The sequence below is a fragment of the Amycolatopsis thailandensis genome (genome assembly GCF_002234405.1).
Classification (GTDB): Bacteria; Actinomycetota; Actinomycetes; order Mycobacteriales; family Pseudonocardiaceae; genus Amycolatopsis; species Amycolatopsis thailandensis.
The window spans coordinates 29,784-51,315 of the sequence record NZ_NMQT01000062.1; the positions used below are offsets into that span (position 1 = coordinate 29,784).

Genomic DNA, 21,532 nt, shown 5'->3' on the forward strand with positions numbered 1-21,532 from the left:
CCGAGATGGATGGTCCAGGCTTTCACGTCGAGATCGAGGTACTGGAAGGCGCCTCGAAGAACATGAGCCAGATCGTGCACGACCAGGAAAGCTTCGAGCTACGTGGCTTGTGTGGCGAGCCACCGCTTTACGGCCACGACGGCGTGCACGACGCTCTGGCCGAATTCTGCGGTAGCTGGAGCGTCGGGATCGACGCGCTGTCGGACCGCGCGAACGACCTCGGAACCCTGCTCGGCAACGCCGCTCAGGCATACCGCGCGGTCGAACACGACAACACCGGCGCGTTGAAGACCGATCCGGGCATCGACGCGATCACACCGGACGTGGCGCCCCGGTTCGGTGGCCGCTGATGGCGGAACTGGGCCAGACAACCGACCCGAAAGCACTGATTCCCGGCGACCCGCCGGCGGTCTACGAGAACGCCCGAGTCCTCGAGGCGCGGGCGAGCTCGGCGGGCGCGGTCGGCGATGCGTTGAAGCGGATCGATACCGGCGGATGGCGTGGCCCGGCCTCGGACCGATTTCACGAGGACCACCAGACTGAAGTCCCGCGATGGATGCAAGCCGACGACTCGCTCGACAACGCCGCTCAAGCCCTAACCGCCTACGCCGACACTTTGGCGTGGGCACAGGGCCAAGCCGCCGAAGCGATCGCCCAATGGCAGCGCGGCGATACCGCTACCGAGCAGGCCGAACAGGCATACGACCGCGCGGTAGCCGACGCGCAGACCCGAACGCGGGCCAACGCCGAACGCGGAGATCCCACCGTCGTCCAACCACCGGCGTTCACCGACCCCGGCGAGGCACACCGGCAGGCAGCCCGCGACATCCTGAAGCGGGCACGCCGTCAGCTGGCCGAAGCAGGTGACCGCTGCACGGAAGCCTTGCGGGTCGAGGCGTCGCTGGCCCCGCAAGACTCCCGCAGGCAAGCGGACGCCAATTTCTACGGCGGTATCCGGGACTCGATCTCCGGCGCCGGTGAAGCCCTCTGGGGTGCGATCTCCGACCCGGGCGGAACGGTCGCGGCGATGGCGCACAACGTCATGCACCCCGTCGAAACCTTCAAAGCCATCACCGCCTGGGACGACTGGCCAACGGCCACGGCGACCGCGCCCTCGGCAAGATCACCGGCGGCCTGCTCGTGGGCCTCGGGTCGGGAAAACTCCTCAAAGACTTGGCCGGGCGGAAACATCACGACGCGGACGCACCGGCCGAACATCGTCCCGGCACCCCCGCCAGCACACCCGAAGCCCGGGTTGAGAGAGTTCAGCAGGGCATCACGGACAATCGTGGCAATCTGCTCGGGGTGGAGGACAGCAAAGGAGTACGCCTCATCGACGAGGCGCAGCTCAACCAAGTCCGGCAACACTTCCACGACAACCTCGGCGCACCGACCAAGGTTTATGAAACACCGAAAGGAACTGTGGAATTCTGGGAGATCAGCACTGACCCCAAGCAGCAGGTCGTCTACCGAACATACAGCGGTTCAGGGGGCGCCACTATTGACATTAACGGCGTGTCAGGCGTTGACATGAAACGTTTCCACATAAAGTGAGCTACTGATGAACGCAGACGAGAAGTACCAGGAAGAACTCGACTACTTTACCGAGTACGCTCAAGGTGACTGGGTTCCCATCAACTACATATTTGTTTCGGCAAGCAATCTCTTGGGCGCCGGAGCGAGTTTGCGGCAGATCACCGAAGTTGCCGAAGGAATGTTCAAGGACCTGTTCGCTCGAAACGTGTGCGTCGGCGACCTTACTGCGCATGATCCTGGTTTCGAGACGTGGCAGGGCACGTCCGGCGAGTGGCTCGAACGAATCCGTGAAGATGTCGACAAGCGCGGCGATATCCCCGACCCCGGTGAATTCGGATGGCTGCACATCCCCGAATAGCCGGACACCACCATCGGCGCAGCCGGTCAACCGCGGTACCCGGCGGGGTGTGCGGGGGCGGCCTCCCGGTGTCCAGCGGCCGGAGAGCCGCTCCCGAACGGCCACTGCCGGACAAGGAAGGCGACACGCCGACCGCGGGCGACCGCGATGGCTCGGCCGTGTGTTTTAATTCCGCCGCACCGCGTGACCGGTCCACCGGCGACCACGCCGAACCCGTCGAAGCTGGAGATCCCGTGAGGGCCGCCGCAATTCCCTTCGCCATCGCCGCTCTGTGCTGCGCGGCTTTCCTGGTGAGTTTCCTTCGCGACCGACGTCGTCTGCGAAACGGTTTCTATCTCTTCTTCGCGCTTTTGTTCCTCGGCATCACCTTCATCGCGCTACTCGCCTCGGCGTCGCCGGAGGCGGCGAGCCTCGTCGCGTTCGGCGTGATCCTGCTCATCATCCCGACGGTTCTCGCGCTGACGATCTTCCTGATCTGCAACGGGATCACCATGCTCCGCCGCGAAGGACGCCGTCTGGCCAACGTGCTTTCGCTGCTGACGGGTCTCGGCATCTGCGCGCTCATCGTTTTCAACGTGACGGTCACGCAATTGGCTTGGGAGCCCCTCGACATCGTCCGGGGCAGCCTCAACGGAATCCTCGTCTACGTCTCGTTCCTCTTCGTCTGTTTCCTTCTTTATTCGATCGTCTACGGCCGAATCCGCACCGAGAAGGGCGTGGACTTCATCGTGGTGCTGGGTTCGGGACTACTGGAAGGTCATCGGGTGCCGCCGTTGCTGGCCGGCCGCCTGAACCGGGCCAAACGCGTCGTGGACGCCGAGGCTCGCCGCGGCCGCGAACCGATGGTGGTCACCTCGGGCGGACAAGGCCCCGACGAGGATCTGCCGGAGTCCCACGCCATGGCCGGGTACCTCGTCGAAAACGGGGTGCCGAGGGAACGGATCCTGCTGGAGGACCGGTCGCGGACGACGTTCGAGAATCTCACCTTCAGCGCCGAGATCATGAAGGAGCAGAAGGCGGACTACCGGTGCACGGTGGTCACGAACAACTTCCACGTACTCCGCGCCGCCCTCATCGCCCGCCGCGCCAAGGTGAACGGCCAGGTCATCGGATCGCCGACGGCCTGGTACTTCTGGCCGAGCGCCACCATCCGCGAATTCGTGGCCATCTTGGTGGACCACAAGATCAAGAACCTGATCATCTGCGGGCTGATCGTCCTCACCCAGGTTTCCCGCGCCTTCTGAAGAGGGCTGAAGGGGACTTTGACACCCCGGCACGAATTCCCGTCGTCACCGCCCAGAGCGCCGTGACAAATCCGGGTCTTCCGTTGACAACACGGTTTTCGCCGGGCCATCGTCCTGCGCATGACCACGGACACCCGGCAGGCGATGGCGCTCCTGTTCGACAGGACGGCGAAGACCTACGACGCCCTCGGAGTCGACTTCTTCCGCGTGTTCGCCAGGGAACTGCTCGACCGGGTCGAACTCGTCCCCGGTGAACGGGTGCTGGACGTCGGCTGTGGACGCGGCGCGGTGCTGTTCCCGGCGGCCGAGCGGGTCGGCGCGGACGGATCCGTACTGGGCATAGACCTTTCCGCCGAAATGATCGAGCGCACCGCGAGAGACATTCGGGAGCGGGGAACCAACGCCTCGGTTTCCCTTATGGACGCCCAAGAACCCAGGCTGCCCGACGCCGGGTTCGACGTACTCCTCGCGTCCTTCGTGGTGTTCTTCCTGCCGGATCCGGTCGCCGCCCTGCGGTCGTGGCACCGCCTGGTCGAACCCGGCGGCCGGATAGGGGTGACGACGTTCGGCGCCGACGATCCCCGGTGGGCGGGCGTGCGCGAGGTGTTCAAACCGTTCGTACCGGCGGAATTGGCCTGGACACTGGCCATCAGGGCCGGTTTGTTCGCCTCCGTCGAGGGTTTCGGCCAGGCCGTGGAGTCGGCGGGCTTCACCGGTGTCACGTCCGAGGAACGTGTCTACCCGGTGAAGTTCGCCGACCCCCGGCACTGGATCGACTGGTCCTGGTCACAGGGCCAGCGGATGTTCTGGGAACTGGTCCCCGAAGACCGCCTCGACGCCGTGCGCCAGGCCGTGCTCGCGGAGCTCGAACCGCTGCGCGAACCCGACGGGAGCGTGGTGTTGGCGCAGACCGTGCGCTACACCCTCGCCCACCGCGGCTGACGGATCACAACGCGAGCCGCGGCCAGGACTGCGTGTCCCGCGACAACTGCCGGTCGTGCGTGGCGATCACCACCGCGGCCGGCGTGGTCCCGAGCGCGGCGGTCAGCTCGTCGACGAGGGTCGCGGACAGGTGGTTGGTCGGCTCGTCCAGCAGCACCACATGCGGACGGCGGGCCAGCACCAGCGCGAGATCCAGCCGCCGCCGCGCGCCGACCGACAGCTGCGCCACCGGTCGCCGTCGGTCGTAGCCGCCGAGCAGACCCAGTTCGCCCAGCCCCGGCCCGGAAGTCCCGGCCCTGGCGAGCTGTTCGTCGTACAACTCCGTCGCCGTCCGCCTGGCGGGCAGGTCGGATTCCTGCGCCAGCCGCCCGATCCTGGCCGACCGGGAGCGGGTGACCGTGCCCGTCTCCGGCTCCAGTTCTCCGGCGAGCACGGTCAGGAGCGTCGATTTGCCCGCGCCGTTGGGTCCGGTGATCACCAGCCGATCACCGCTTTCCAACACCAGATCGACCGGGCTGGTGAGCCGTCCGGCCACCGTCACCCCGGCGGCGCGGAGCAGGGTCGCGCCGCGCCGCTCCGGCAACTCGGGCATGACGAACCGGACGGGCGGCGGCGGGACCGCCACCACGTGCTCGGCCAGGTCCTCCTGCCGTCGGTGGACCGCGCGGACCAGCCCCGGCGCGCGAGTGGCGCGGACATGCCTGCCGGTGCCCTTGGGCGGACGCCAGTTGTCGCGCAACCGGTTGCGCGCCGCGCTCAGGTCGTCGGCCAGCCGTTGCCGCTCGGCGATCTGCTCGGCGTACGACGCCTCCCAGCGAGCACGTTCCGCTCGCCGGGCCTCGACGTAGGCGGCGTAGCCACCGCCGTAGACGCGCGGCCTGTCGTCGCTCGACGGGTCGAGGTCGACCACCGTGGTGGCCACGTCCGCGAGCAACGCCCGGTCATGGCTGACCAGGACCACCACCCCCGGATGGGCGCGCAGCCGCTCGGTGAGGTGTTCGAGCCCGGCGGCGTCGAGGTGATTGGTCGGCTCGTCGAGCAGCAGCACGGGATGTCCCGCGCCGAGCAGACAGGCCAGCCGGACCCGGTGGCGTTGCCCGACCGACAGTGTCCCGAGTGGACGGTCACGGTCGTCGACGGCGTTCAAGGCGGCCAGTGACACCTCGACCCGCCTGTCGGCGTCCCACGCGTCGAGGACCTCGGCGTCGGCCAACGCGGCGGCGAAGAAGTCGTCCGCACCGGGACGACCGGCGCCGATCGCCTCGGTGGCGGCTTCCAGGCGGGCCAGCGCGCCGCGGACTTCGGCCAGTTCGAGGTCGATCAGCGCGCCGACGGTGTCGGTCGCGCCGAGCGGGATCTGCTGGTCGGCGACGCCGACCGAACCCGAGCGGTGGACCTCGCCCTGGTCGGGGGCCAGCTCACCGGCGAGAACGCGGAGAAGAGTGGTCTTGCCGCGGCCGTTCTCCCCGACGAGGGCGACGCGCTCGCCCGCCGCGGCGACGAGGTCGACCCCGGACAGCACGGGCCGTCCCCCGAAAGACAGGTGGACGCCGGACAGGCGGACGTGTGCCGCGCGCACAGGCGCGGGCGAAAGACGGGATGACATGAAGGAACTGCCTCCGATGAAAAGTGATGAGCAGGAAGAAGCTCCGGTACCGCGGCTCGCGGGTACCGGTGGAGGCGTCGTTCCTCAGAGGAACAGCAGTTGCTGCATCACGATCGAGAGAGTAGGACAGGCCCGAAGGGCGGCGCATCCGATTTTCGGCGGATGCGAAATTCACACCTTCGCACCATCCCCCAGCCCGCCCGGTCACGCCGCGGGCACCCGCTCTCACGTGCGACGAAACCCCGCTCTTAACCCGCGAGCGCGGCCGCAAACCCGCACTTTCCGGGGTCACCCACAGGAGCACCACGACGGTTGCCATGATCACTTGACCGGCCGACGGTGGCCTTCTCAGCAGCATCGTTCGAGAGGAGCCAGGACCGATGGCGAAGACCATGCAGCCGCAGGAACTCATCGACAGTGCCGTGGTCGACCCGACCGGCAACAAGCTCGGGAAGGTGGGCACCGTCTACCTCGCCGACTCGACGCATCAACCGGAATGGATCACGGTCAAGACGGGCCTGTTCGGTACCAAGGAGAGTTTCGTCCCGCTCTCGGGCGCGCACACGGACAAGGACGGCGTGCACGTCCGCGTCGACAAGGACGCTGTCTCGGACGCGCCCCGCATCGAAGCCGACGGCCACCTGTCCCAGGAGGAGAGCGCGCAGCTGTACAAGCATTACGGGCTGCCGATGCCGCGGACCTCGCCGGACGGCCGGATGGACGACCGGACGCAGGGCCGGGGCCGCCCCGGCATGGACACCGCCGGAGCCGGGACGGGCAAGGGAGCCATGGGCGGCACGGGCCGGGGCAAGGCCGGGATGGACGCCGGCACCGGAAAGCAGGACCGGGACGCCGAGCACACCATGACGCGCTCCGAGGAGCGGCTGAACGTCGGCACCGAGCAGGTCGAGACCGGCCACGTCCGGCTGCGCAAGTACGTCGTCACCGAGGAGCAGCAGGTCACCGTGCCGGTCAGCCACGAAGAGGTCCGCATCGAACGGGAGCCGATCACCGGCGCCTCCGGTGGGAAGGCCGAGATCGCCGAGGACGAGCAGGAAGTCGTGCTGCACGCCGAGAAGCCGGTCGTGAACAAGGAAACCGTCGCGGTCGAGCGGGCGAGGCTCAAGACCGAGACCGTCACCGAGGACCAGACGATCTCCGGCAAGGTCCGCAAGGAACAGTTCGAGGTCACGGACGACGAGGGCAAACACCGCAAGTCCTGATCCCGGAACGGGGGCGGCCCGCGCGACGGGCCGCCCCCGGGTGGGTCACCCGACGCTCTTATCGAGGGCAGAGATGGCGACTTCGTGACGTTAGCGGGGTTTCCAATGTCGCATCTGTGTCGCTGAGCGTCTCGAATGCGGCATTGGGAACAAGGACCGGGAACAGGCGACCGGCCGGACGCGTACCTCCCCGGGTTCAGCGCGTGCACCGGACGCGGGCGGCCGCGACCACGAAGCCCGTGGCCACCGCACCCGCGATCGCGCAGCCGACACCGAACGCCACCGCGGGCTCGTGCACTCGCAGGGCCGAGACGCACAGCCACACCGTCGCGCCGAACAGCAGGCCGAGCACCGGTCCGCCGACGAGCGCACCTCGCCAGCGATGGCCGTTGCGGAGGGTCCGCAGCCCGGATTCCAGATACGCCAAGGCGAACAGCGCCAGGATCAGGCTGCCCGCGCCGAGCGCGCTCGCGAGCGGGTGCTGCCGGGTGACGACCGTGAAGGACTGGGGGACGCCGTCCGTCGTCACCGTCGCGGTGACGGCGCCGCCGACGATCCACCGGGTGAGCCCGGGAAACCTGAGGTCGGCCCGGAAGCCGTCGCCGTCGGGCTTCGGTACCGCCGACGCCGAACCGAGCGGGATGCCCGCCGCCGAAAGCTCGAGCGTCAGGTCCCCTGGGGTTCCCGGGCCGGTCACCGCGAACGTCTTGCTGAGGTCCACGGTCGCCGAAGAGGCGTCCGCGCCGTCGATCTTCAGCGCCGTGGCCTCGTGTGACAGCCGTTCCGGGGTGAGCAGCACGAGCACCACGAGCGCGACGGCGGCGAGCGCCGCCACGAGCCGGAACCAGAGCGCCGCCCCCGGGCGGCCGTCGGCCCGGGACTCGGGTTCCAACGTCGCGCGGGTCGCCGACAGCGTCGGATCCGGGGTGGGACGGCGAACCGGCCGGGTCGGACCGTCCCCGACCGGGGCCGGCGCGGCGACCGGCGTGCTGAGCGCCGAGATCACCCGCGGGGTGAGATGCCGGACCGGCACCCGGGAGCGTTCCAGCCAGCCTTGCCCGTAGACGGCGGTGGCGGCGGAGGCGAGGTCGGCCGCGAAGGTTTCCGCGTCGCGGTAACGGGAGTCGAGTTCGCGCGCGACGCTGCGCATGACGACCCCGGCGATCGGCGCGGGCACGCCGTCGATCGGCCGCGGGTCGGTGAACATGTGCTGGCGCATCATGCTGATCGCGCCCCGCGTGTTGTCGAACGGCAGCTTCCCGGACAGCAGTTCGTAGAGCACCGTGCCGGCCGAGTACACGTCGGCCGCCGGGCTCAGCGCGTTGCCCAGCGCCTGCTCCGGCGCGATGTAGGCGGGCGTGCCGAGGACTTCGCCGCCGTGCGTGACGAGAGTGGCGCCCTCGCTGATCACCTTCGCGATGCCGAAGTCGGCGACCTTCATCACGCCTTGCGTGCTGAGGAGCAGGTTCTTCGGCTTGACGTCCAGGTGCAGGACGCCCGCTTCGTGCGCCGCGTGGAGCCCGGCGAGCATCGCCAGCCCGATCGCGCAGGCCTGCTCGGGGCCGACTCCCCCGCTCTGGAACCGGCTGTGCACCGTGCCGCCGTCGAGGCGCTCCATCACCAGCAGGTGCTCGCGGCCGGTGCGCACGTAGTCGTACACGGGCACGATATGCGGGTGGTCGAGGCTGGCCAGCACTCGCGCTTCGCGGTCGAAGAGCTCGCTGCTGACGGCGTGGTTCAGCACGTCCCACGGCAGCTGTTTGATGGCGACGTCGCGGCGCAGCGAACGGTGGACGCCGGCGAAGACGACCCCCATCCCGCCCTGCCCGATCGCGGCCCCGATCTCGTACTGCGGCAGCGCCGCGACGACCTCGGCGGGTGCGCTCACGGTTTGAATTCCTTGGTGGCGTCGGGGAAACGGACCGTTTCGTCGTTGTCGGGCACGGGCGCCGGATGCGGGGTCAGGTAGCCGAGCAGGAACGCGATGACGGCGGCGCCGAGGACCACCGGGATCTCGATCGCCGGTTCCGGCGGGACGAGCCGCAGCACGGACAGCGAGACGACGGCGACGAGCCCGGTGCCGAACCCGGCGGGCAGGAAGCGCAGGCCGCGTCGCCAGCGGTTGACGGGCAGCCGGTGGCGGGCGAGCGCGAGCAGCGCGGTCAGCCACGCCAGCACGGTGAGCACGAGCATCGCGAGGCCGAAAGCGCCGTAGACGGACCAGAAGGACCCGCGGATGTCGGCGACCGTGGCCGCCTCGCCGAGCGTGCCGCGCTGGGCGTCGAGCAGTTCGACCGTGGACGGGAGCAGCCCGATCGCCTGGCCGGAGAGGTCGGCCATGTCCAGCACGAAGGTCCTGGTGACCCGGCTGTGCGCGGGGACCTCGAACGGCGCGGTGGTGTCGTAGGCGAAGAAGGTCAGCGCGAGCGCGACGCCGGACACCCGCACGCTGCGGACCTTGACCGGCGTCCCGCCGCTGTTGGACGCCGTGACGGTCAGTTCGATCTGCTTCGCCGGATCGATCATCACCGTGGCGTTGGTGATGGGCCGTTCGTCGAGAGTGACGGCGAGATCCAACCCGCCACTGTCCGCAGTGGCCGGTGGCGAGCCCGAGAGGACAGCGCACAGCCCCAACGCAACCCCTGCCGCGATGACACGTCCCATTTTGCGTATCCCCTGTTTGCGTAATCCGACTGGTCCGGAATGCTACAGCGAGTACTTACCGGAGAGGGACGTCCCAATGCGTATCGTGGTTCGCCTGATATTCGGCGCCGTGACCGGGTTGTTGTTCCTGCTTTCCCTTGTGGGAGCGGGAAACGCGCAACAGTCCCCTTATCAATCGACGGTTGGTTTGAAACCTTCGAGCGGACCCGCCGGGAGTTCTTTCACCATTTCCTGGAATTTCTCCCCGTGCAAAGGGCCGATTTCCTTCACCTGGGAAGGCGCGGCCATCACGTCGGTCAGTGCCCCGAGTGGACAGGTGGGTGCGACGGTGCCGGGCAACGCGACACCGGACAGCTACACCGTCACGGGCAACTGCACGAACGCGCGGACCGGTCAGCCGCTGACCGGGAACGCGACCTTCCGGGTGACCGGAACCGTGACCACCTCGCCCCCGACGACGAAGGTGCCCCCGACCACGAAACCGTCGGTTCCGGTGACCACCCCGACCAGACCGGGGACGACCACCACGCCGACCACCCCCGTCACCACGACGACCTCGCCCACGACGACGACAACGCCGTCCACAACGGACACTCCCCCACCGTCGACGGACGTCCCGTCGACTAGCAGCACCCCGCTGAAGGCGAACGACCTGGTCCTCGACCGTTCGAGCGTGCAGCCCGGCGAGAAACTGTCGGCGACCGGCAAGGGCTGCCTGCCCGGTGAGCGGGTCACCCTGACGTCGGACGGCGAGCGGGTCGGCGGCGCCTACGCCGACGTCACCGGAGGTTTCACCACGGCCGTCGAGTTCACCCGGATCGAGGCGGGCAGGCACACCGTCGTCGCGGACTGCGGCGTGCGGTTGACCGGCGCCGTCGAGCAGGTCGTGACCAGCTCGTCCGGCGGGCAGAGCGGAACCCTGGTGGTGCTGGTGTTCTTCGTGCTGGCCGGGATCACCGCGATCCGCTTCCCCTGAGACAGGCAGGGTCAGCGGGGAAGCTTCACCACGGTGACGAAGAAGTTGTCGATCTGCCGCACCACGTCGATGAACCGGTCGAAGTCGACCGGTTTGGTGACGTAGGCGTTGGCGTGCAGGTCGTAGCTGCGGAGGATGTCCTCTTCCGCCTCGGACGTGGTGAGCACGACGACGGGGATGCTGCGCAGCTCCGGCGACGCCTTGACCTCGCTGAGCACCTCGCGGCCGTCCTTGCGGGGCAGGTTCAGGTCGAGCAGGATCAGGCCCGGCCGTTCCGCGTCTTCGTACGGCGCTTCGCGGCGCAGGAACTGCAAGGCCTGCTCACCGTCGGAGACGACCGAAAGCGTGTTGCGGATCTTGTGGTGCTCGAACGCCTCCTGCGTCATCAGGACGTCGCCGGGGTCGTCCTCGACCAGCAGGATGTGGATCGGTTCCAGGGAGTCGGTCATGCTTGCTCGTTTCCTTCGCTGGGGGTCTGGGCTGCGGGCAGGGTGAAGCAGAACCGGGTCCCGGCTGTGACGGCGGTGTCCAGCCAGATCCTCCCGCCGTGGTGTTCGACGATCTTGCGGCACAGGGCGAGGCCGATCCCGGTGCCCGGGTAGTCGCCGCGGCCGTGCAGGCGTTGGAAGATCACGAAGATCCGCTCGGCGTACTCGTCGTTGATGCCGATTCCGTTGTCGCTGACGGAGAATCGCCAGTCCGCGCCGTCACGCTCGGCGGACACCTCGATCCGGGGCGGCTCTTCCCCCCGGAACTTGATCGCGTTGCCGACGAGGTTCTGGAAGACCGCGGTCAGGAGGGACTTCTCCCCCAGCACCGCGGGAAGGTCCCCGTGCGTGATCAGGGCGCCGGATTCGGTGATCGCGTCTTCGAGATTGCCGAGCGCGGTGTCCAGCAGGTTCCCGGTGTCCAGCAGGACGTTCTCCCCCGGACGGCGTCCGACGCGGGAGAAGGCGAGCAGGTCGTTGATCAGCGCCTGCATCCGTTTCGCGCCGTCGACGGCGAAACCGATGTACTGGTCCCCGCGTTCGTCCAGTTTCCCCTGGTACCGCTTCTGGAGCAGCTGGCAGAAGCTGGCCACCTTGCGCAGCGGCTCCTGCAGATCGTGCGAAGCGACGTAGGCGAACTGCTCCAGGTCCGAGTTCGATCGCTCCAGCTCGCGGGTCCGGACGGCGATCGTCTCCTGCGCGCGCTCCAGATCCGTGACCTCCGCGATGATCCGCGAGCGCAGCGATTCCACATCGGACGCCAGTTCGCGCATCTCCTTGGGGCCCGAGCCGCGGACCTCGCGGTGGATGTCGGTCGTGGCCACGTCCCGCACCTCGACGGCCAGCCGCCGGATCGGCTTGATCAGCTTCCGGTGCAGGACAAGGAAGATCAGCGCCAGCGCACCGCAGAGCAGGACCGCGATCACGATGAGCATCGCGCGCAGGACGTCGGCGGAGTACGACAGATCCTCCCGCGCGTCCAGCCGTTCGGCTTCCAGGCGATTCTGCAACACGCTCAGCGAACCGCGGACCTCGTCGAACAGCGGTTTGCTCGCGTCCACCTGCGCGCCGGTGGCAGGAGCGCCGGCGAGCACGGGTTCGATGACCGCCCGGCGCCAGATCGTCGCCGCGTCGAGCACCTTGCCCAGGTCGTCGCCGACGGCGGTGCCCGGGGTGGCGCCGAGCCGCCGCAACTCGGCGACGGCCTTGTCCTGCGCCTTCAACCCGTCCTGGTAGGGCTCGAGGAACTCGCGTCGTCCGGCCAGGATGTAGCCGCGGACGCCGGTCTCCTGGTTCAGCATCGCCGTGGAGAGCGAGGTGGATTGCAGCACCTGCGGACCGGTCACGTCCAGGAGCCTGGCGCGCGAGTCGGTGAGGTTCGTCAACGCCAGCGACCCGGCCACGATCGCGCCGCCGAGCAGCAGGGTGGCGATCACCCCGGACAGCGCGGCCCAGCGGCTGATCGACCAAGCGGGCTTCATCGAGGCGGCTCCCCGGAATCGAACGTGAGCAGGGCGAGGGCGACGTCGTCGTCCAGCGGCCCGCCGTGCAGGAGGTCCATCTCGCTGATCAGATGGTCGAGCATTTCGTCGGAGCCGCCCTTGGCGGTCAGGCTGTCCAGCGCGGTGGCGGCCATCCGTTCGAGCCCGACCCGTTCCCCGCTGCCCTCGACGCGCCCTTCGAACAGGCCGTCGGTGTACAGCAGCAGCGACCATCGCGGGCCCATCGGCACCGTCAGCTCCCGCCACCCGGTGCCGGGCGCGACGCCGAGCGGCGGGCCGAGCGCCTCCCTGGACAGCAGCCTGCCGCCCGAGTCGTCGACCAGCAGCGGCTGCGGGTGCCCGGCGAGCGTCATCCGCAGGGACCGGCGGTCCGGTGCGACGGTGATCATGCAGACGGTGGCGAACAACGGGCCCAGCGCCTCGTGCTGGAGCATCTTTTCCACCATCGCCAGCGTTTCCGCCATCGGCAGCCCGGCCAGGACCACCGAACGCCACGCGATCCGCAGCGCGACGCCGAGCGCCGCCTCGTCCGGGCCGTGCCCGCAGACGTCCCCGATGACCAGCTGCAGGGTGCCGTCGGGGAGTTCGACGGCGTCGTAGAAGTCGCCGCCCAGCAGCGCCCCGTTCCGGCCGGGCCGGTACCGCACCGCGAGCCCGAGCCGGGGGTCGGTCACCAGCGGGGTCGGCAGCAGGCCGCGTTCGAGGCGCGCGTTCTCCCTGGCCAGCAGCTGATGCTGGAGCAGCTGCTGCTCGACGCGTTCGGCACGGCTGCGTTCCCAGGAATAGCGCAGGGTCCGCGCCAGCAGCTGGCCGTCGACGTGATGCTTGACCAGGTAGTCCTGCGCGCCGGCACCCAGCGCGGACACGCCGAGCGCTTCGTCCTCGCGACCGGTCAGGACGATCACCGCCGTCGACGGCGCGTGCTGCCGCAGCCGGGTCAACCCGGTCAGGCCGGTCGCGTCCGGCAGCTGGAGATCGAGGAGCACGCAGTCGGCCGTGATCGGCCGCGCGAGGACCTGCTCGAGCGTGGTCGCCCTCTCGAGGACGACCCGTTCGAGGCTCTCGGCCGCGTCCGCGAGCATCTCTTCGACCAGGAGCGCGTCGCCGTCGTCGTCCTCGATGAGCAGGACATGGAGACGATCCAGCTGCGATGAGGGTCTACGAGGTGGGGACTGCTCGCCGTGGCGCACGGCGTTGGACACGGACAGCCACCTTTCCTCACCGGTTTTCCGGCGCGCGAACAGAAGACGGCTGTCTTCTCAACCAACGGGAGCGTACCGGTCGTACCGGACAGGCCGCCGGTTCGGACGTCCCGACACACCCACCGCCGGGGTCACGGCGGCGGCCGGGGTGGCCGCATCGCCGCGAAGACCAGGAGCAACGCGCCGAGAAAGAGCGCGGTGACGGCGAGATCGATCAGGAAACCGACGACGAGTCCGGTGATCATCGCTCACTCCTGTGCCGTCCTGGCGGCTTCGCGGCGGCGCGCGTACATGCTGGTGAACGCGACCGTGACGAGGACGGCGATGATCACGCCCAGCGAGACCGGGGTCGGGACCTGCGGCACGGCGGGCCAGACCCCGTGCGCCCAGTGCAGGACCAGCTTCACCCCGATGAACGCGAGGATGATCGCGAGACCGTGGTTCAGGTGGACCAGCTTCGCCAGCGCGGAGTGGAGCACGAAGTACAGGGCGCGCAGGCCGAGCAAGGCGAAGGCGTTGGTGGCGAACACGAGGTACGGGTCTTCGGTGATGCCGTAGACGGCGGGCACCGAATCGACCGCGAACACCACGTCGGTGGCGAAGACCGCGACGACCACGACAGCCAGCGGGGTGAGCGCGCGGCGCCCGTGTTCGCGCACGGTCAGCCGGGTGCCGCGGTAGTCGTCGGTGACCGGCATCAGCCGTCGCAGGAACCGGACCGACCGCAGCTGGGAGAGGTCCTTCTCGGTTTCGTCTTTCGACAGGGCCTCACGCAGGATCTTGACCGCCGACGCGAGCAGGATCGCGCCGAAGACGAGGAACGCCCAGGTACCCGCCGAGAGCATCGCGGCTCCGGCCGCGATGAACACGCCGCGCAGCACCAGCGCGCCCACGATGCCGTACAGCAGGACACGCTGCTGTACGGCCGGCGGGACCGCGAAGGCGGCGAGCAGCAGCATGAAGACGAACAGGTTGTCCACCGACAGGGACTTCTCGACGACGAACCCCGTCATGAACTCGACCGCCTGGCCACCGCCGAATTCGAGCCACAACCAGAGCCCGAACACGACCGGGAGCGCGAGGTAGAAGACCGACCAGCCGGCGGCCTCCCGCATCGACACCTCGTGCGGTTTGCGGGTCACGGCGAAATCGGCGACGAGCAGTGCCAGCAGGACGGCGATACTGATCGCCCACAACCCCGGCGATCCCACGGATTCGGACATGGAGCCTCCTCGAACTCGAAGTTCGAGGTCTCCTTCACCCCGGTGGGGCGGCCTCCCGGGGACACTGGCGGAGTGTCCGTACTGACCGGGCAGACCCTTGGGAAGTACTCCCCTCGTCGGTCCAGTATCGCACTCGGTAAAGAGTTATTAAAGACCGGGTCAAGCGGGACCCTCCCTGAGTACGCCTCGCACCGCGTCGACGGACAGGTCGTCCCACGGGAATTCGGCCATCCACCAGGTCGCGCCCGCCTTCACGTACGGATCGAGATCCGTGCCCGCGGGGACGCCGATGGCGAAGTCGTAGGGCTTCGTGTGGTCTTCACGCAGCGCGGTGATGGTCTCGACCGCCTTGGCGAACTCGTCCGCGTGCGGCAGGTTCACCGGGAAGAACCCGTCGTACCGAGCCGCCCGGCGCATTGGCTTCGTCTTCCCGGGGAAACCCGCCAGCCACACGGGAACCGGCCGCGCGGGACGAGGCAGGAAAGTGATGTCGTCGACCGTGTAGTGCTCGCCGTGGTGCCGAACGGGCTCGCCCGACCAGGCGGCGGTGAGGATCTCCAGCGACTCGTCCAGCATCTCGCCACGCTTGCGGTCGTCCAGCTCGTCGCCGGTCTTCGAGAACTCGCCGCCGAAGCGATCACTGCCGAGCCCCGCGCCGAGGATCAGCCTTCCGCCGCCCAACCGATCCAAAGTGGCCGTCTCGCGGGCGAGCTTGACCGGGCGCCGCCGCGCCAGCGGCGTGACCATCGGGCCGAAGACGAGCTTTTCCGTGGCGGACGCGACGGCGGCGAGCGTGATCCACGGGTCGGCGATGGCGCGCACCGGCTCGTTCCAGCGGACGTGGTCCCAGACGAACAGGCCGTGCCAGCCCGCTTCCTCGGCCTCCGCGGCGAGGCGCGCGATGATCGCCGGATCGGCCAGCTCGTCGAAGATCGGCAGCCAGAGTGCTGAGCGCAGAGTCATGCCTGGGACCGTACGGGTCCACACCGACAGTTATGGCGACTTTCGCACTTCCCTGCGGCGACGATGCTCGAGTGTCTCCCCGTCGCAGTTAGTCCTCTAAATGCGGTTTGACCACCTCCGCCTGGGGTCGGGCGGCAGTCCGTGAAGGCCTCCTTCACTACCTTCAGGTAGGTAAGGAGGCCTTCACTGACAGCGTGATCGCCACGTTCACCCCAGATGCACCAGTAGCCACAGGACCGCCGCGTGAAGGCCCCCTTCCCTCGGCTCAGCCGAGGAACCTCGACCTTCGCACCCGGCGCATGTCCGTGAAGGCCCCCTTGAGGGACTTTGGCTCCCTCAAGGAGGCCTGAGGTTTTGTGCACCTACGTTTGACCTGCGCTCCACCGTCGCGCGAGCCGTCGTGACCTTGGACCGAGACACCCGAAATCCCGCTTGCCCACGCCCGGCAGCCGACACAAGCTCCATCCCGGCGCTTCAACGAAGCCGGGGTTTATCGATGAGGGATGTCCACGGTCCCAAACCCTTCACGCCCGCCCGCCCACAGGGCGAAGGGCCCGAATCGCCACTCACGACCTCCGCTAAACGCGGTTTGACACGAACGCTAGAGTTCAACCAGACGGTTGAATACCCTGCGGAAGAGAATCCCGATGAGCGACCTGACGATCACGCGCCTCCTCGACGCGCCCCGCGAGCTCGCCTTCCAGGTCTGGACGGATCCGGACCATCTCGCCCACTGGTGGGGTCCGGCCGGCTTCAGCGCCAGGTCCTGCACGGTCAACCTCACCGAAGGCGGCCGCTGGCGTATCTGCATCAGTGACGGCGAGACCGACCTGTGGGCCTCGGGCGTCTACCACGAGATCGTCGCGCCGGAGCGGCTCGTCTTCAGCTTCGCCTGGGAGGAGCCGGAAGGCGCGCGAGGACACGACACGCTCGTCACGGTCACCCTCTCCGACCACGACGGCAAAACCGAAATGTCGTTCCACCAAGAGATCTTCGAGACAGTGGCGGATCGCGACGGCCACGTCGAGGGCTGGCAGTCCTGCTTCGGCCGCCTCGCCACGTACCTCGCAACGAAATCCACCGAGTGTCCACATGGGACACCGAGCGACGGTTGAGCGTCCGATTTGTATCTGTATGGGCTGTTCTTCGCGGGGTCGTGAGTGATAAAGAGGGTTAGAACCCTCTTTATCACTCACGACCCCTTCACAAAGCCACGCAAAGCACCCAAAACGGTCGTCCCGGCCGGGAGGAGTGTCTCTTGTCGACGGTCGAGGTCGCGTTCTGCTCCCAAGGACCAGTTCAGGGCCGACCGCCGAAAGCTCTGCTCGGCAGGAGACTCGATCACGCCATATTCGCCTTGCCTCTCAATAACCCACCCGTCGCAGCACTTCGCACGCCCGCGCCACCCCGTCCTCCTCGCGCAGCCGCGCGCCGACGTACTGTGCCCCGCGCCGGAAGAGGAGGTTGCCGGACAGCTCCAGCAGCCGCGCGGTCAAAGCGTCCGCGGTGAGCTCCCGCAGCGGCAGCGGACGCGGTCCCGCGCCGAGGCGGGACACCCGGTCACCCCAATAGGGCTGATCGGAGAAGACCGGGCAGACCAGCGCCGGGACACCCGCGCGCAACGCGGCCGCGGTCGTTCCGGCGCCGCCGTGATGCACCACCGCCGCCGTACGCGGGAAAAGCCACTCGTGCGGGACGTCCTGGATCGCCAGCAGATCGTCTTCGGACTCGACATCGGCGGCGAGCAGGCCGCGCAACCCCACCCGGCGCAACGCGGTGCGGACGGCGGCGAACGTCCGCTCCGCCTCCGACGGCCGCATGCTGCCGAAACCGACGTAGACCGGCGGCGGCCCGGCGGCGAGGAAATCACGCAGGCGCGGCTCCGGCCGCCACTCGGCCGGAGTATCGAGGAACCAGTACCCGGTGACGTGGACCCTGGCGGGCCAGTCCTTCGGCCGGGGCACCACGGCGTCGGAAAACCCGCACAGCACGGGGGTTTCCGCCCGCCGGGGACCGCGCCAACCGGCCGCCGGGAGACCGAGTTCCTCGCCCCGCCAGCGATCCACTTCGGGCCGCAGCACCTGCCAAGCGACGGTGTCGACGGCACGGAAGCTCAGCCGGCGGCCGCACGGCCCGACCTTCGCCGCCCAGGGAAGCAGCGGATGCGCGAAGGTCTTCGTCGGCATGCTGGGCTGATAGTGCAGCTCGACGTCGGGGACGCCGAGCGAGGCGCCGAGGTGCGCGCCGAGGAAACCCAGCGTCGGGGCCAGCACGAGGTCCGCGCCCGACGCTCCTTTGTGGACGTCGGCCAGCAGGCGCTCCAGCACCGGGGCCAGCGCACCCCGCAGGCCGCGCAGGAACGTCGCGGGATTGCGCCCGCCCTCGGTCCATTCGCGGCCGCCGTCCGAACCGAGGATCTCACCGGGATCCGCCGAAAGCGGCGCGAACTCCAGACCGTGCCCGGTCACCCAGGACCGGAATCGCTCGGCCGCCAGCACCCGGACCCGGTCACCGTGAAGCCCGCGCCCCAGCGCGACGCACGGCTGTACGTCGCCCCGCGAGCCGGGAGCGACGATCACGACGAGCCTGGTCACCGCTTCGCCGCCGTCAACCGGTAGCGGAGACGGAACGGCAGGTTCGCCAGCGCCGCCGCGACGCGGGCGTCCCGGCCGACCAGGTAGCGCGGCGCGACACGGCGGGCGGTCAGCGCGTGGACCACCACCCTGGCCGCCCGCTCGGGCGGCACGCCGTTCCGCGCGGATCGCTCCGCACCGCGTTCGGCCTCGTCCAGTTGCGCCGCATACCTTTCCCGCGCGGCCTCCGGCAGGGCGGCACGCACCTCTTCGGCGGCGGCGCGGGCACGCGGCCAGATCGCGGTGGCGACCGCGCCGGGCTCGACGAGGACGACGTCGATCCCGGACGGCGCCAGTTCGGCGCGCAGGCTGTCGGTCAAGCCGACCAGGGCGAACTTCGACGTGTGATAGGGCCCGACCATCGGCCCGGCGATGCGCCCGCCCATCGAGCCGACCGTCACCACCCTGGCGGCGGGCTCGGCGCGCAGCGCGGGAAGCATCGCCTGGGTGACGGCGAGCTGGCCGGTGACGTTGACCTCCAGTTGCTGCCGGAAATCTTCGAGCGGGACGTGTTCGAGCGGCCCGGGCCGTGCCATCCCGGCGTTGTTCACCAGCCCTCGCAACGGCCCCGCCGCCGCGACCTTCTCCCCGCACGCCACGATCGACGCCGGATCCCGGAGATCCATCCGCAGGACGGTGACCGCTTCGCCATGGATACGGGCGAGTTCCGTTTCGTCCGCGTCGGTGCGCACACTGGCCCAGACGTGCGCGCCCCTGCGGACGAGTTCGGTCACGCAGGCCCGGCCGATCCCGCTCGAAGCCCCGGTGACCACAAAGGACGGACGGTTCACGACGTCTCCCCCGCCTTCACCGGTGCCGAAAGGGCGCGCAGCATCCGCGGCCAGGTCTTGTGCAGCTGGTCCTGCCAGTACGCCCAGTGATGCGTGCCCGGGCCGTAGAAGTCGGTCGTGACCGGGACGCCGAGGCGGTTCAGCCGGTCCGCCATCGCGGTGGTCTGGCCGGAGCACAGGAATTCGAGCAGCATCGCGCCGGGCAGCACGTCGATCGGGAGCTTCCCGTCGAACGGTCCCGGCAGGCCGTTGCCCGTCGACAGGTACAGCTCGGTTCCGCGCAGGCGGTCGGCGTTCACCAGCGGATCGTGCGCGTCCCAGCGGGACGCCTCGCGCCGCCGGTCACCCCAGAGCGCCTCGGGGTCCTGCCGGGCCGACGCGACGATCGCGCTGGTCAGCAGCTCGCCGTACTGGCCGGTGGGATTGAGATTGCCGCTGAACGACCCGGCGAACCGGAACACCCCCGGCCTTCGGGCGGCCAGTTCCACCGCGCCGTAGCCGCCGAGCGAGAGCCCGGCCGCCACCCGCCGCCCGTCCCCGCGATAGCCGCGATCGATCAGCTGCGGGATCTCGACGGCGGTGAAGGTCTCCCATTGGTTCAGGACGACGTCCTTGCCGTAATTCCACCAGTCGGAAAAGAATCCCGCGGAACCGGAGCCCGGCATCACCACCAGGGCACCGGAGTCGTCGGCCAGGCTCCGGATGTCGGTGTTGGCGGTCCAGCCGCGATAGTCCTGGAGCCGCGTCTCCCCGGCGAGCAGGTACACCGCCGGCCACTTCCGGTCCGGTTCGGCGGCCCACCGCGACGGCAGGATCAGCCGCACCATCGCGTAACTCCCGACGCCGACCGAGCGGACGGTGAGATCCAGCATCCGCGGGTCACCGTCCACAGTGGTCTGGGCGACGACGTGCGACCCGTCGTCGGCGCGGGCGTCCGGGACGCCGCTCTCGGCCCGCGCCGGGGCGACGGTGACGCTCGGCAGCAAGCACGCCACGGCCGCCAGCACCGCGACGACCCGTGGCCGCCTCGAAGTATTGCGCATACGTGATCCTTTGTCCCGGTCGTTCGACAGAATTCGAAAATGTGACGGCGATTACCCATAAAAGGAATCCGGAGGTGTCGACACGTTAAGCGGAAGAGTGCCCTCCAGGCAATTGTCCCGCCCACAATCCGGGAGGACAATATGAATGCCAGGGAAACAAGAAAACCATCCACCTCCCCCATCAGGGTGACCCGCCACTCACGGACAGTGAACAACACTGGCACGGCAGTACCAGACCGTGTCGTGCACCAGCGAAAAGTCCGGAAGCAGCAGGTCACACCCAGTACACGAAGGACATTTACGTTCTCTTGATGCCTTCCGGTATTCGATTTCCCGTCGTAGCCTTCGTCGTGCCGCCCGGGTTCGGCATCCCCTGAAGCGACCCCGGCGCTTGCGTCCCACCGAAGGGACCGTGACCCCCTCAGGACCCTTCCGAAAGGGCTATTCATGACTGCCCGAATTCGTGCGCTCGTCGTCTCCGCCGCAGCCGTGGCCACCATTTCCGGCGCGTCCGGAGAATCGATTCAGGCGGCCGCGACGCCACCTTCTCCCGCCGTTCCGCCCGCCGCTTTGCTGCCGCCCGAGAGCGTCCCGCACGCGTCCGCGCGCGACGGTTTCGACCTGACCGCGGCACAGTCCGACCAGGACCGTGAAGAAAGCCGGGTCGACATCGGCGGCTGCGAGGACGTCGTCCACGGCAGGCTGGTCGGCGACGGCGCCGCCGGCCAGGGTTTCCAGTCCGCCGTCCCCGGCGGCCAGGTGTCCGAACTGGTCGTCCGCCTGACGGACCCGCCCGACCTGGCGGCATGGGCCGCGCAGGCGGGGCGGTGCTCGAAGGTGACGGTCGACGACGCGGCCGGTACCGCGTTGTCGACCGTCACCGTCCATCCCGCGCCCGCCGTTCCGGGCGCGAAAACCCTTTCCTATCAACAACTCCTGACGCTGCCAGGGCAGCCCCCCGAGCTGCCAGGGCTGCGCCTGCGCACCGTCGCCATCGCCGCCGACGACGTCTTGGTCGTAGTCCGTGACGCCGGGACGACCGGCCTCGACCTGGACGCGCTCGCCATCGCCGCCTGGCAGCACGCCGCCGGACCGCTCGGCCGCTGAATCCCCGCAAGACCCCGCCGCACCCCGACCC

At 69.0% G+C, this 21,532-nt stretch carries 22 protein-coding genes; 9 read left to right on the forward strand and 13 right to left on the reverse strand.

The features are described 5' to 3' along the window. Positions 1–5: 5 nt before the first annotated feature. The 5 genes from CFP71_RS18150 (at position 6) to CFP71_RS18170 (ending at position 4,080) form a co-directional block, all read left to right on the forward strand. Positions 6–350 carry a hypothetical protein gene (locus tag CFP71_RS18150; RefSeq protein WP_093935053.1) on the forward strand — a complete coding sequence of 115 codons (345 nt, stop codon included), beginning with the start codon at positions 6–8 and terminating at the stop codon, positions 348–350. Beyond that, complete coding sequence (locus tag CFP71_RS18155) at positions 350–1,534, forward strand: putative T7SS-secreted protein (RefSeq protein ID WP_244199722.1); 1,185 nt, start codon at positions 350–352, stop codon at positions 1,532–1,534. The genes CFP71_RS18150 and CFP71_RS18155 overlap by 1 nt, the downstream gene beginning before the upstream one ends. A 27-nt stretch (positions 1,535–1,561) precedes the next feature. After that, positions 1,562–1,894 (forward strand): hypothetical protein, encoded by a 333-nt coding sequence (locus CFP71_RS18160; RefSeq protein WP_093935054.1) that lies wholly within the window; start codon positions 1,562–1,564, stop codon positions 1,892–1,894. Between the two features lie 233 nt (positions 1,895–2,127). Beyond that, a complete protein-coding gene (locus CFP71_RS18165) occupies positions 2,128–3,138 on the forward strand; it encodes a YdcF family protein (RefSeq protein WP_093935055.1) in 1,011 nt (336 codons plus the stop codon). 120 nt (positions 3,139–3,258) lie between these two features. Further along, positions 3,259–4,080: a class I SAM-dependent methyltransferase gene (locus tag CFP71_RS18170; RefSeq protein ID WP_093935056.1), complete on the forward strand. Its 822-nt coding sequence runs from the start codon at positions 3,259–3,261 to the stop codon at positions 4,078–4,080. 4 nt (positions 4,081–4,084) lie between these two features. Here CFP71_RS18170 and CFP71_RS18175 read toward each other — a convergent pair whose 3' ends face one another. Beyond that, positions 4,085–5,686 (reverse strand): ABC-F family ATP-binding cassette domain-containing protein, encoded by a 1,602-nt coding sequence (locus tag CFP71_RS18175; RefSeq protein ID WP_093935057.1) that lies wholly within the window; start codon positions 5,684–5,686, stop codon positions 4,085–4,087. A gap of 380 nt (positions 5,687–6,066) precedes the next feature. On the opposite strand from CFP71_RS18175, the gene CFP71_RS18180 reads away from it, so the two are divergent. After that, positions 6,067–6,909, forward strand: a complete 843-nt coding sequence (locus CFP71_RS18180) for a DUF2382 domain-containing protein (RefSeq protein WP_093935058.1) — start codon at positions 6,067–6,069, stop codon at positions 6,907–6,909. Between the two features lie 196 nt (positions 6,910–7,105). Here the strand turns inward: CFP71_RS18180 and CFP71_RS18185 are convergent, their stop codons facing one another. The 4 genes from CFP71_RS18185 to CFP71_RS44965 all read right to left on the reverse strand — a co-directional run bounded on the left by CFP71_RS18185 (position 7,106) and on the right by CFP71_RS44965 (position 10,206). Further along, the gene (locus CFP71_RS18185) at positions 7,106–8,797 is read right to left on the reverse strand and encodes a serine/threonine-protein kinase (RefSeq protein WP_093935059.1); all 1,692 of its coding nucleotides are present in this window, start codon (positions 8,795–8,797) and stop codon (positions 7,106–7,108) included. Next, entirely contained in the window at positions 8,794–9,573 is a 780-nt protein-coding gene (locus tag CFP71_RS18190; RefSeq protein WP_093935060.1) for a hypothetical protein, read from the reverse strand. The genes CFP71_RS18185 and CFP71_RS18190 overlap by 4 nt, the downstream gene beginning before the upstream one ends. Before the next feature lie 171 nt (positions 9,574–9,744). Continuing rightward, positions 9,745–9,912 carry a hypothetical protein gene (locus CFP71_RS44960; RefSeq protein ID WP_167406169.1) on the reverse strand — a complete coding sequence of 56 codons (168 nt, stop codon included), beginning with the start codon at positions 9,910–9,912 and terminating at the stop codon, positions 9,745–9,747. A gap of 54 nt (positions 9,913–9,966) precedes the next feature. Beyond that, positions 9,967–10,206 (reverse strand): hypothetical protein, encoded by a 240-nt coding sequence (locus CFP71_RS44965; protein ID WP_244199723.1) that lies wholly within the window; start codon positions 10,204–10,206, stop codon positions 9,967–9,969. A gap of 40 nt (positions 10,207–10,246) precedes the next feature. On the opposite strand from CFP71_RS44965, the gene CFP71_RS18200 reads away from it, so the two are divergent. Beyond that, entirely contained in the window at positions 10,247–10,549 is a 303-nt protein-coding gene (locus CFP71_RS18200) for a hypothetical protein (protein WP_208635982.1), read from the forward strand. An 11-nt stretch (positions 10,550–10,560) separates the two neighbouring features. On the opposite strand, the gene CFP71_RS18205 is transcribed toward CFP71_RS18200, so the two are convergent. From CFP71_RS18205 to CFP71_RS18225, 5 genes are all read right to left on the reverse strand, one after another. Then, positions 10,561–10,998 carry a response regulator gene (locus tag CFP71_RS18205; RefSeq protein ID WP_020634700.1) on the reverse strand — a complete coding sequence of 146 codons (438 nt, stop codon included), beginning with the start codon at positions 10,996–10,998 and terminating at the stop codon, positions 10,561–10,563. Next, entirely contained in the window at positions 10,995–12,518 is a 1,524-nt protein-coding gene (locus CFP71_RS18210; protein ID WP_093935061.1) for a sensor histidine kinase, read from the reverse strand. The genes CFP71_RS18205 and CFP71_RS18210 overlap by 4 nt, the downstream gene beginning before the upstream one ends. Beyond that, complete coding sequence (locus CFP71_RS18215) at positions 12,515–13,741, reverse strand: PP2C family protein-serine/threonine phosphatase (protein WP_093935062.1); 1,227 nt, start codon at positions 13,739–13,741, stop codon at positions 12,515–12,517. Before CFP71_RS18215 ends, CFP71_RS18210 begins: the two co-directional genes overlap by 4 nt. A 248-nt stretch (positions 13,742–13,989) precedes the next feature. Next, complete coding sequence (locus tag CFP71_RS18220) at positions 13,990–14,964, reverse strand: TerC/Alx family metal homeostasis membrane protein (RefSeq protein ID WP_093935063.1); 975 nt, start codon at positions 14,962–14,964, stop codon at positions 13,990–13,992. A gap of 159 nt (positions 14,965–15,123) precedes the next feature. Next, complete coding sequence (locus CFP71_RS18225) at positions 15,124–15,927, reverse strand: LLM class flavin-dependent oxidoreductase (protein ID WP_093935064.1); 804 nt, start codon at positions 15,925–15,927, stop codon at positions 15,124–15,126. A 647-nt stretch (positions 15,928–16,574) separates the two neighbouring features. Here CFP71_RS18225 and CFP71_RS18230 point away from each other — a divergent pair. Further along, a complete protein-coding gene (locus CFP71_RS18230; protein ID WP_093935065.1) occupies positions 16,575–17,042 on the forward strand; it encodes an SRPBCC family protein in 468 nt (155 codons plus the stop codon). A gap of 249 nt (positions 17,043–17,291) precedes the next feature. Here the strand turns inward: CFP71_RS18230 and CFP71_RS18235 are convergent, their stop codons facing one another. The 3 genes from CFP71_RS18235 to CFP71_RS18245 are packed head-to-tail and all read right to left on the reverse strand — an operon-like array spanning position 17,292 to position 20,394. After that, positions 17,292–18,521: a glycosyltransferase gene (locus CFP71_RS18235; protein WP_093935066.1), complete on the reverse strand. Its 1,230-nt coding sequence runs from the start codon at positions 18,519–18,521 to the stop codon at positions 17,292–17,294. Further along, positions 18,518–19,351: an SDR family NAD(P)-dependent oxidoreductase gene (locus tag CFP71_RS18240; protein ID WP_093935067.1), complete on the reverse strand. Its 834-nt coding sequence runs from the start codon at positions 19,349–19,351 to the stop codon at positions 18,518–18,520. Before CFP71_RS18240 ends, CFP71_RS18235 begins: the two co-directional genes overlap by 4 nt. Continuing rightward, positions 19,348–20,394 carry an alpha/beta hydrolase gene (locus CFP71_RS18245; RefSeq protein WP_093935068.1) on the reverse strand — a complete coding sequence of 349 codons (1,047 nt, stop codon included), beginning with the start codon at positions 20,392–20,394 and terminating at the stop codon, positions 19,348–19,350. Before CFP71_RS18245 ends, CFP71_RS18240 begins: the two co-directional genes overlap by 4 nt. Positions 20,395–20,841: 447 nt before the next feature. Between CFP71_RS18245 and CFP71_RS18250 the strand changes: the two genes are divergently transcribed. Next, positions 20,842–21,501 (forward strand): hypothetical protein, encoded by a 660-nt coding sequence (locus CFP71_RS18250; protein ID WP_093935069.1) that lies wholly within the window; start codon positions 20,842–20,844, stop codon positions 21,499–21,501. The last annotated feature ends 31 nt before the right edge of the window (positions 21,502–21,532 follow it).

What these genes read in the sequence shown, in the direction of transcription:
- CFP71_RS18150 (WP_093935053.1), top strand. Translation starts at nt 6, where the DNA reads ATGGATGGTCCAGGCTTTCACGTCGAGATCGAGGTACTGGAAGGCGCC.
- CFP71_RS18155 (WP_244199722.1), top strand. Translation starts at nt 350, where the DNA reads ATGGCGGAACTGGGCCAGACAACCGACCCGAAAGCACTGATTCCCGGC.
- CFP71_RS18160 (WP_093935054.1), top strand. Translation starts at nt 1,562, where the DNA reads ATGAACGCAGACGAGAAGTACCAGGAAGAACTCGACTACTTTACCGAG.
- CFP71_RS18170 (WP_093935056.1), top strand. Translation starts at nt 3,259, where the DNA reads ATGACCACGGACACCCGGCAGGCGATGGCGCTCCTGTTCGACAGGACG.
- CFP71_RS18175 (WP_093935057.1), bottom strand. Translation starts at nt 5,686, where the DNA reads ATGTCATCCCGTCTTTCGCCCGCGCCTGTGCGCGCGGCACACGTCCGC.
- CFP71_RS18180 (WP_093935058.1), top strand. Translation starts at nt 6,067, where the DNA reads ATGGCGAAGACCATGCAGCCGCAGGAACTCATCGACAGTGCCGTGGTC.
- CFP71_RS18190 (WP_093935060.1), bottom strand. Translation starts at nt 9,573, where the DNA reads ATGGGACGTGTCATCGCGGCAGGGGTTGCGTTGGGGCTGTGCGCTGTC.
- CFP71_RS18205 (WP_020634700.1), bottom strand. Translation starts at nt 10,998, where the DNA reads ATGACCGACTCCCTGGAACCGATCCACATCCTGCTGGTCGAGGACGAC.
- CFP71_RS18210 (WP_093935061.1), bottom strand. Translation starts at nt 12,518, where the DNA reads ATGAAGCCCGCTTGGTCGATCAGCCGCTGGGCCGCGCTGTCCGGGGTG.
- CFP71_RS18220 (WP_093935063.1), bottom strand. Translation starts at nt 14,964, where the DNA reads ATGTCCGAATCCGTGGGATCGCCGGGGTTGTGGGCGATCAGTATCGCC.
- CFP71_RS18225 (WP_093935064.1), bottom strand. Translation starts at nt 15,927, where the DNA reads ATGACTCTGCGCTCAGCACTCTGGCTGCCGATCTTCGACGAGCTGGCC.
- CFP71_RS18230 (WP_093935065.1), top strand. Translation starts at nt 16,575, where the DNA reads ATGAGCGACCTGACGATCACGCGCCTCCTCGACGCGCCCCGCGAGCTC.
- CFP71_RS18245 (WP_093935068.1), bottom strand. Translation starts at nt 20,394, where the DNA reads ATGCGCAATACTTCGAGGCGGCCACGGGTCGTCGCGGTGCTGGCGGCC.
- CFP71_RS18250 (WP_093935069.1), top strand. Translation starts at nt 20,842, where the DNA reads ATGACTGCCCGAATTCGTGCGCTCGTCGTCTCCGCCGCAGCCGTGGCC.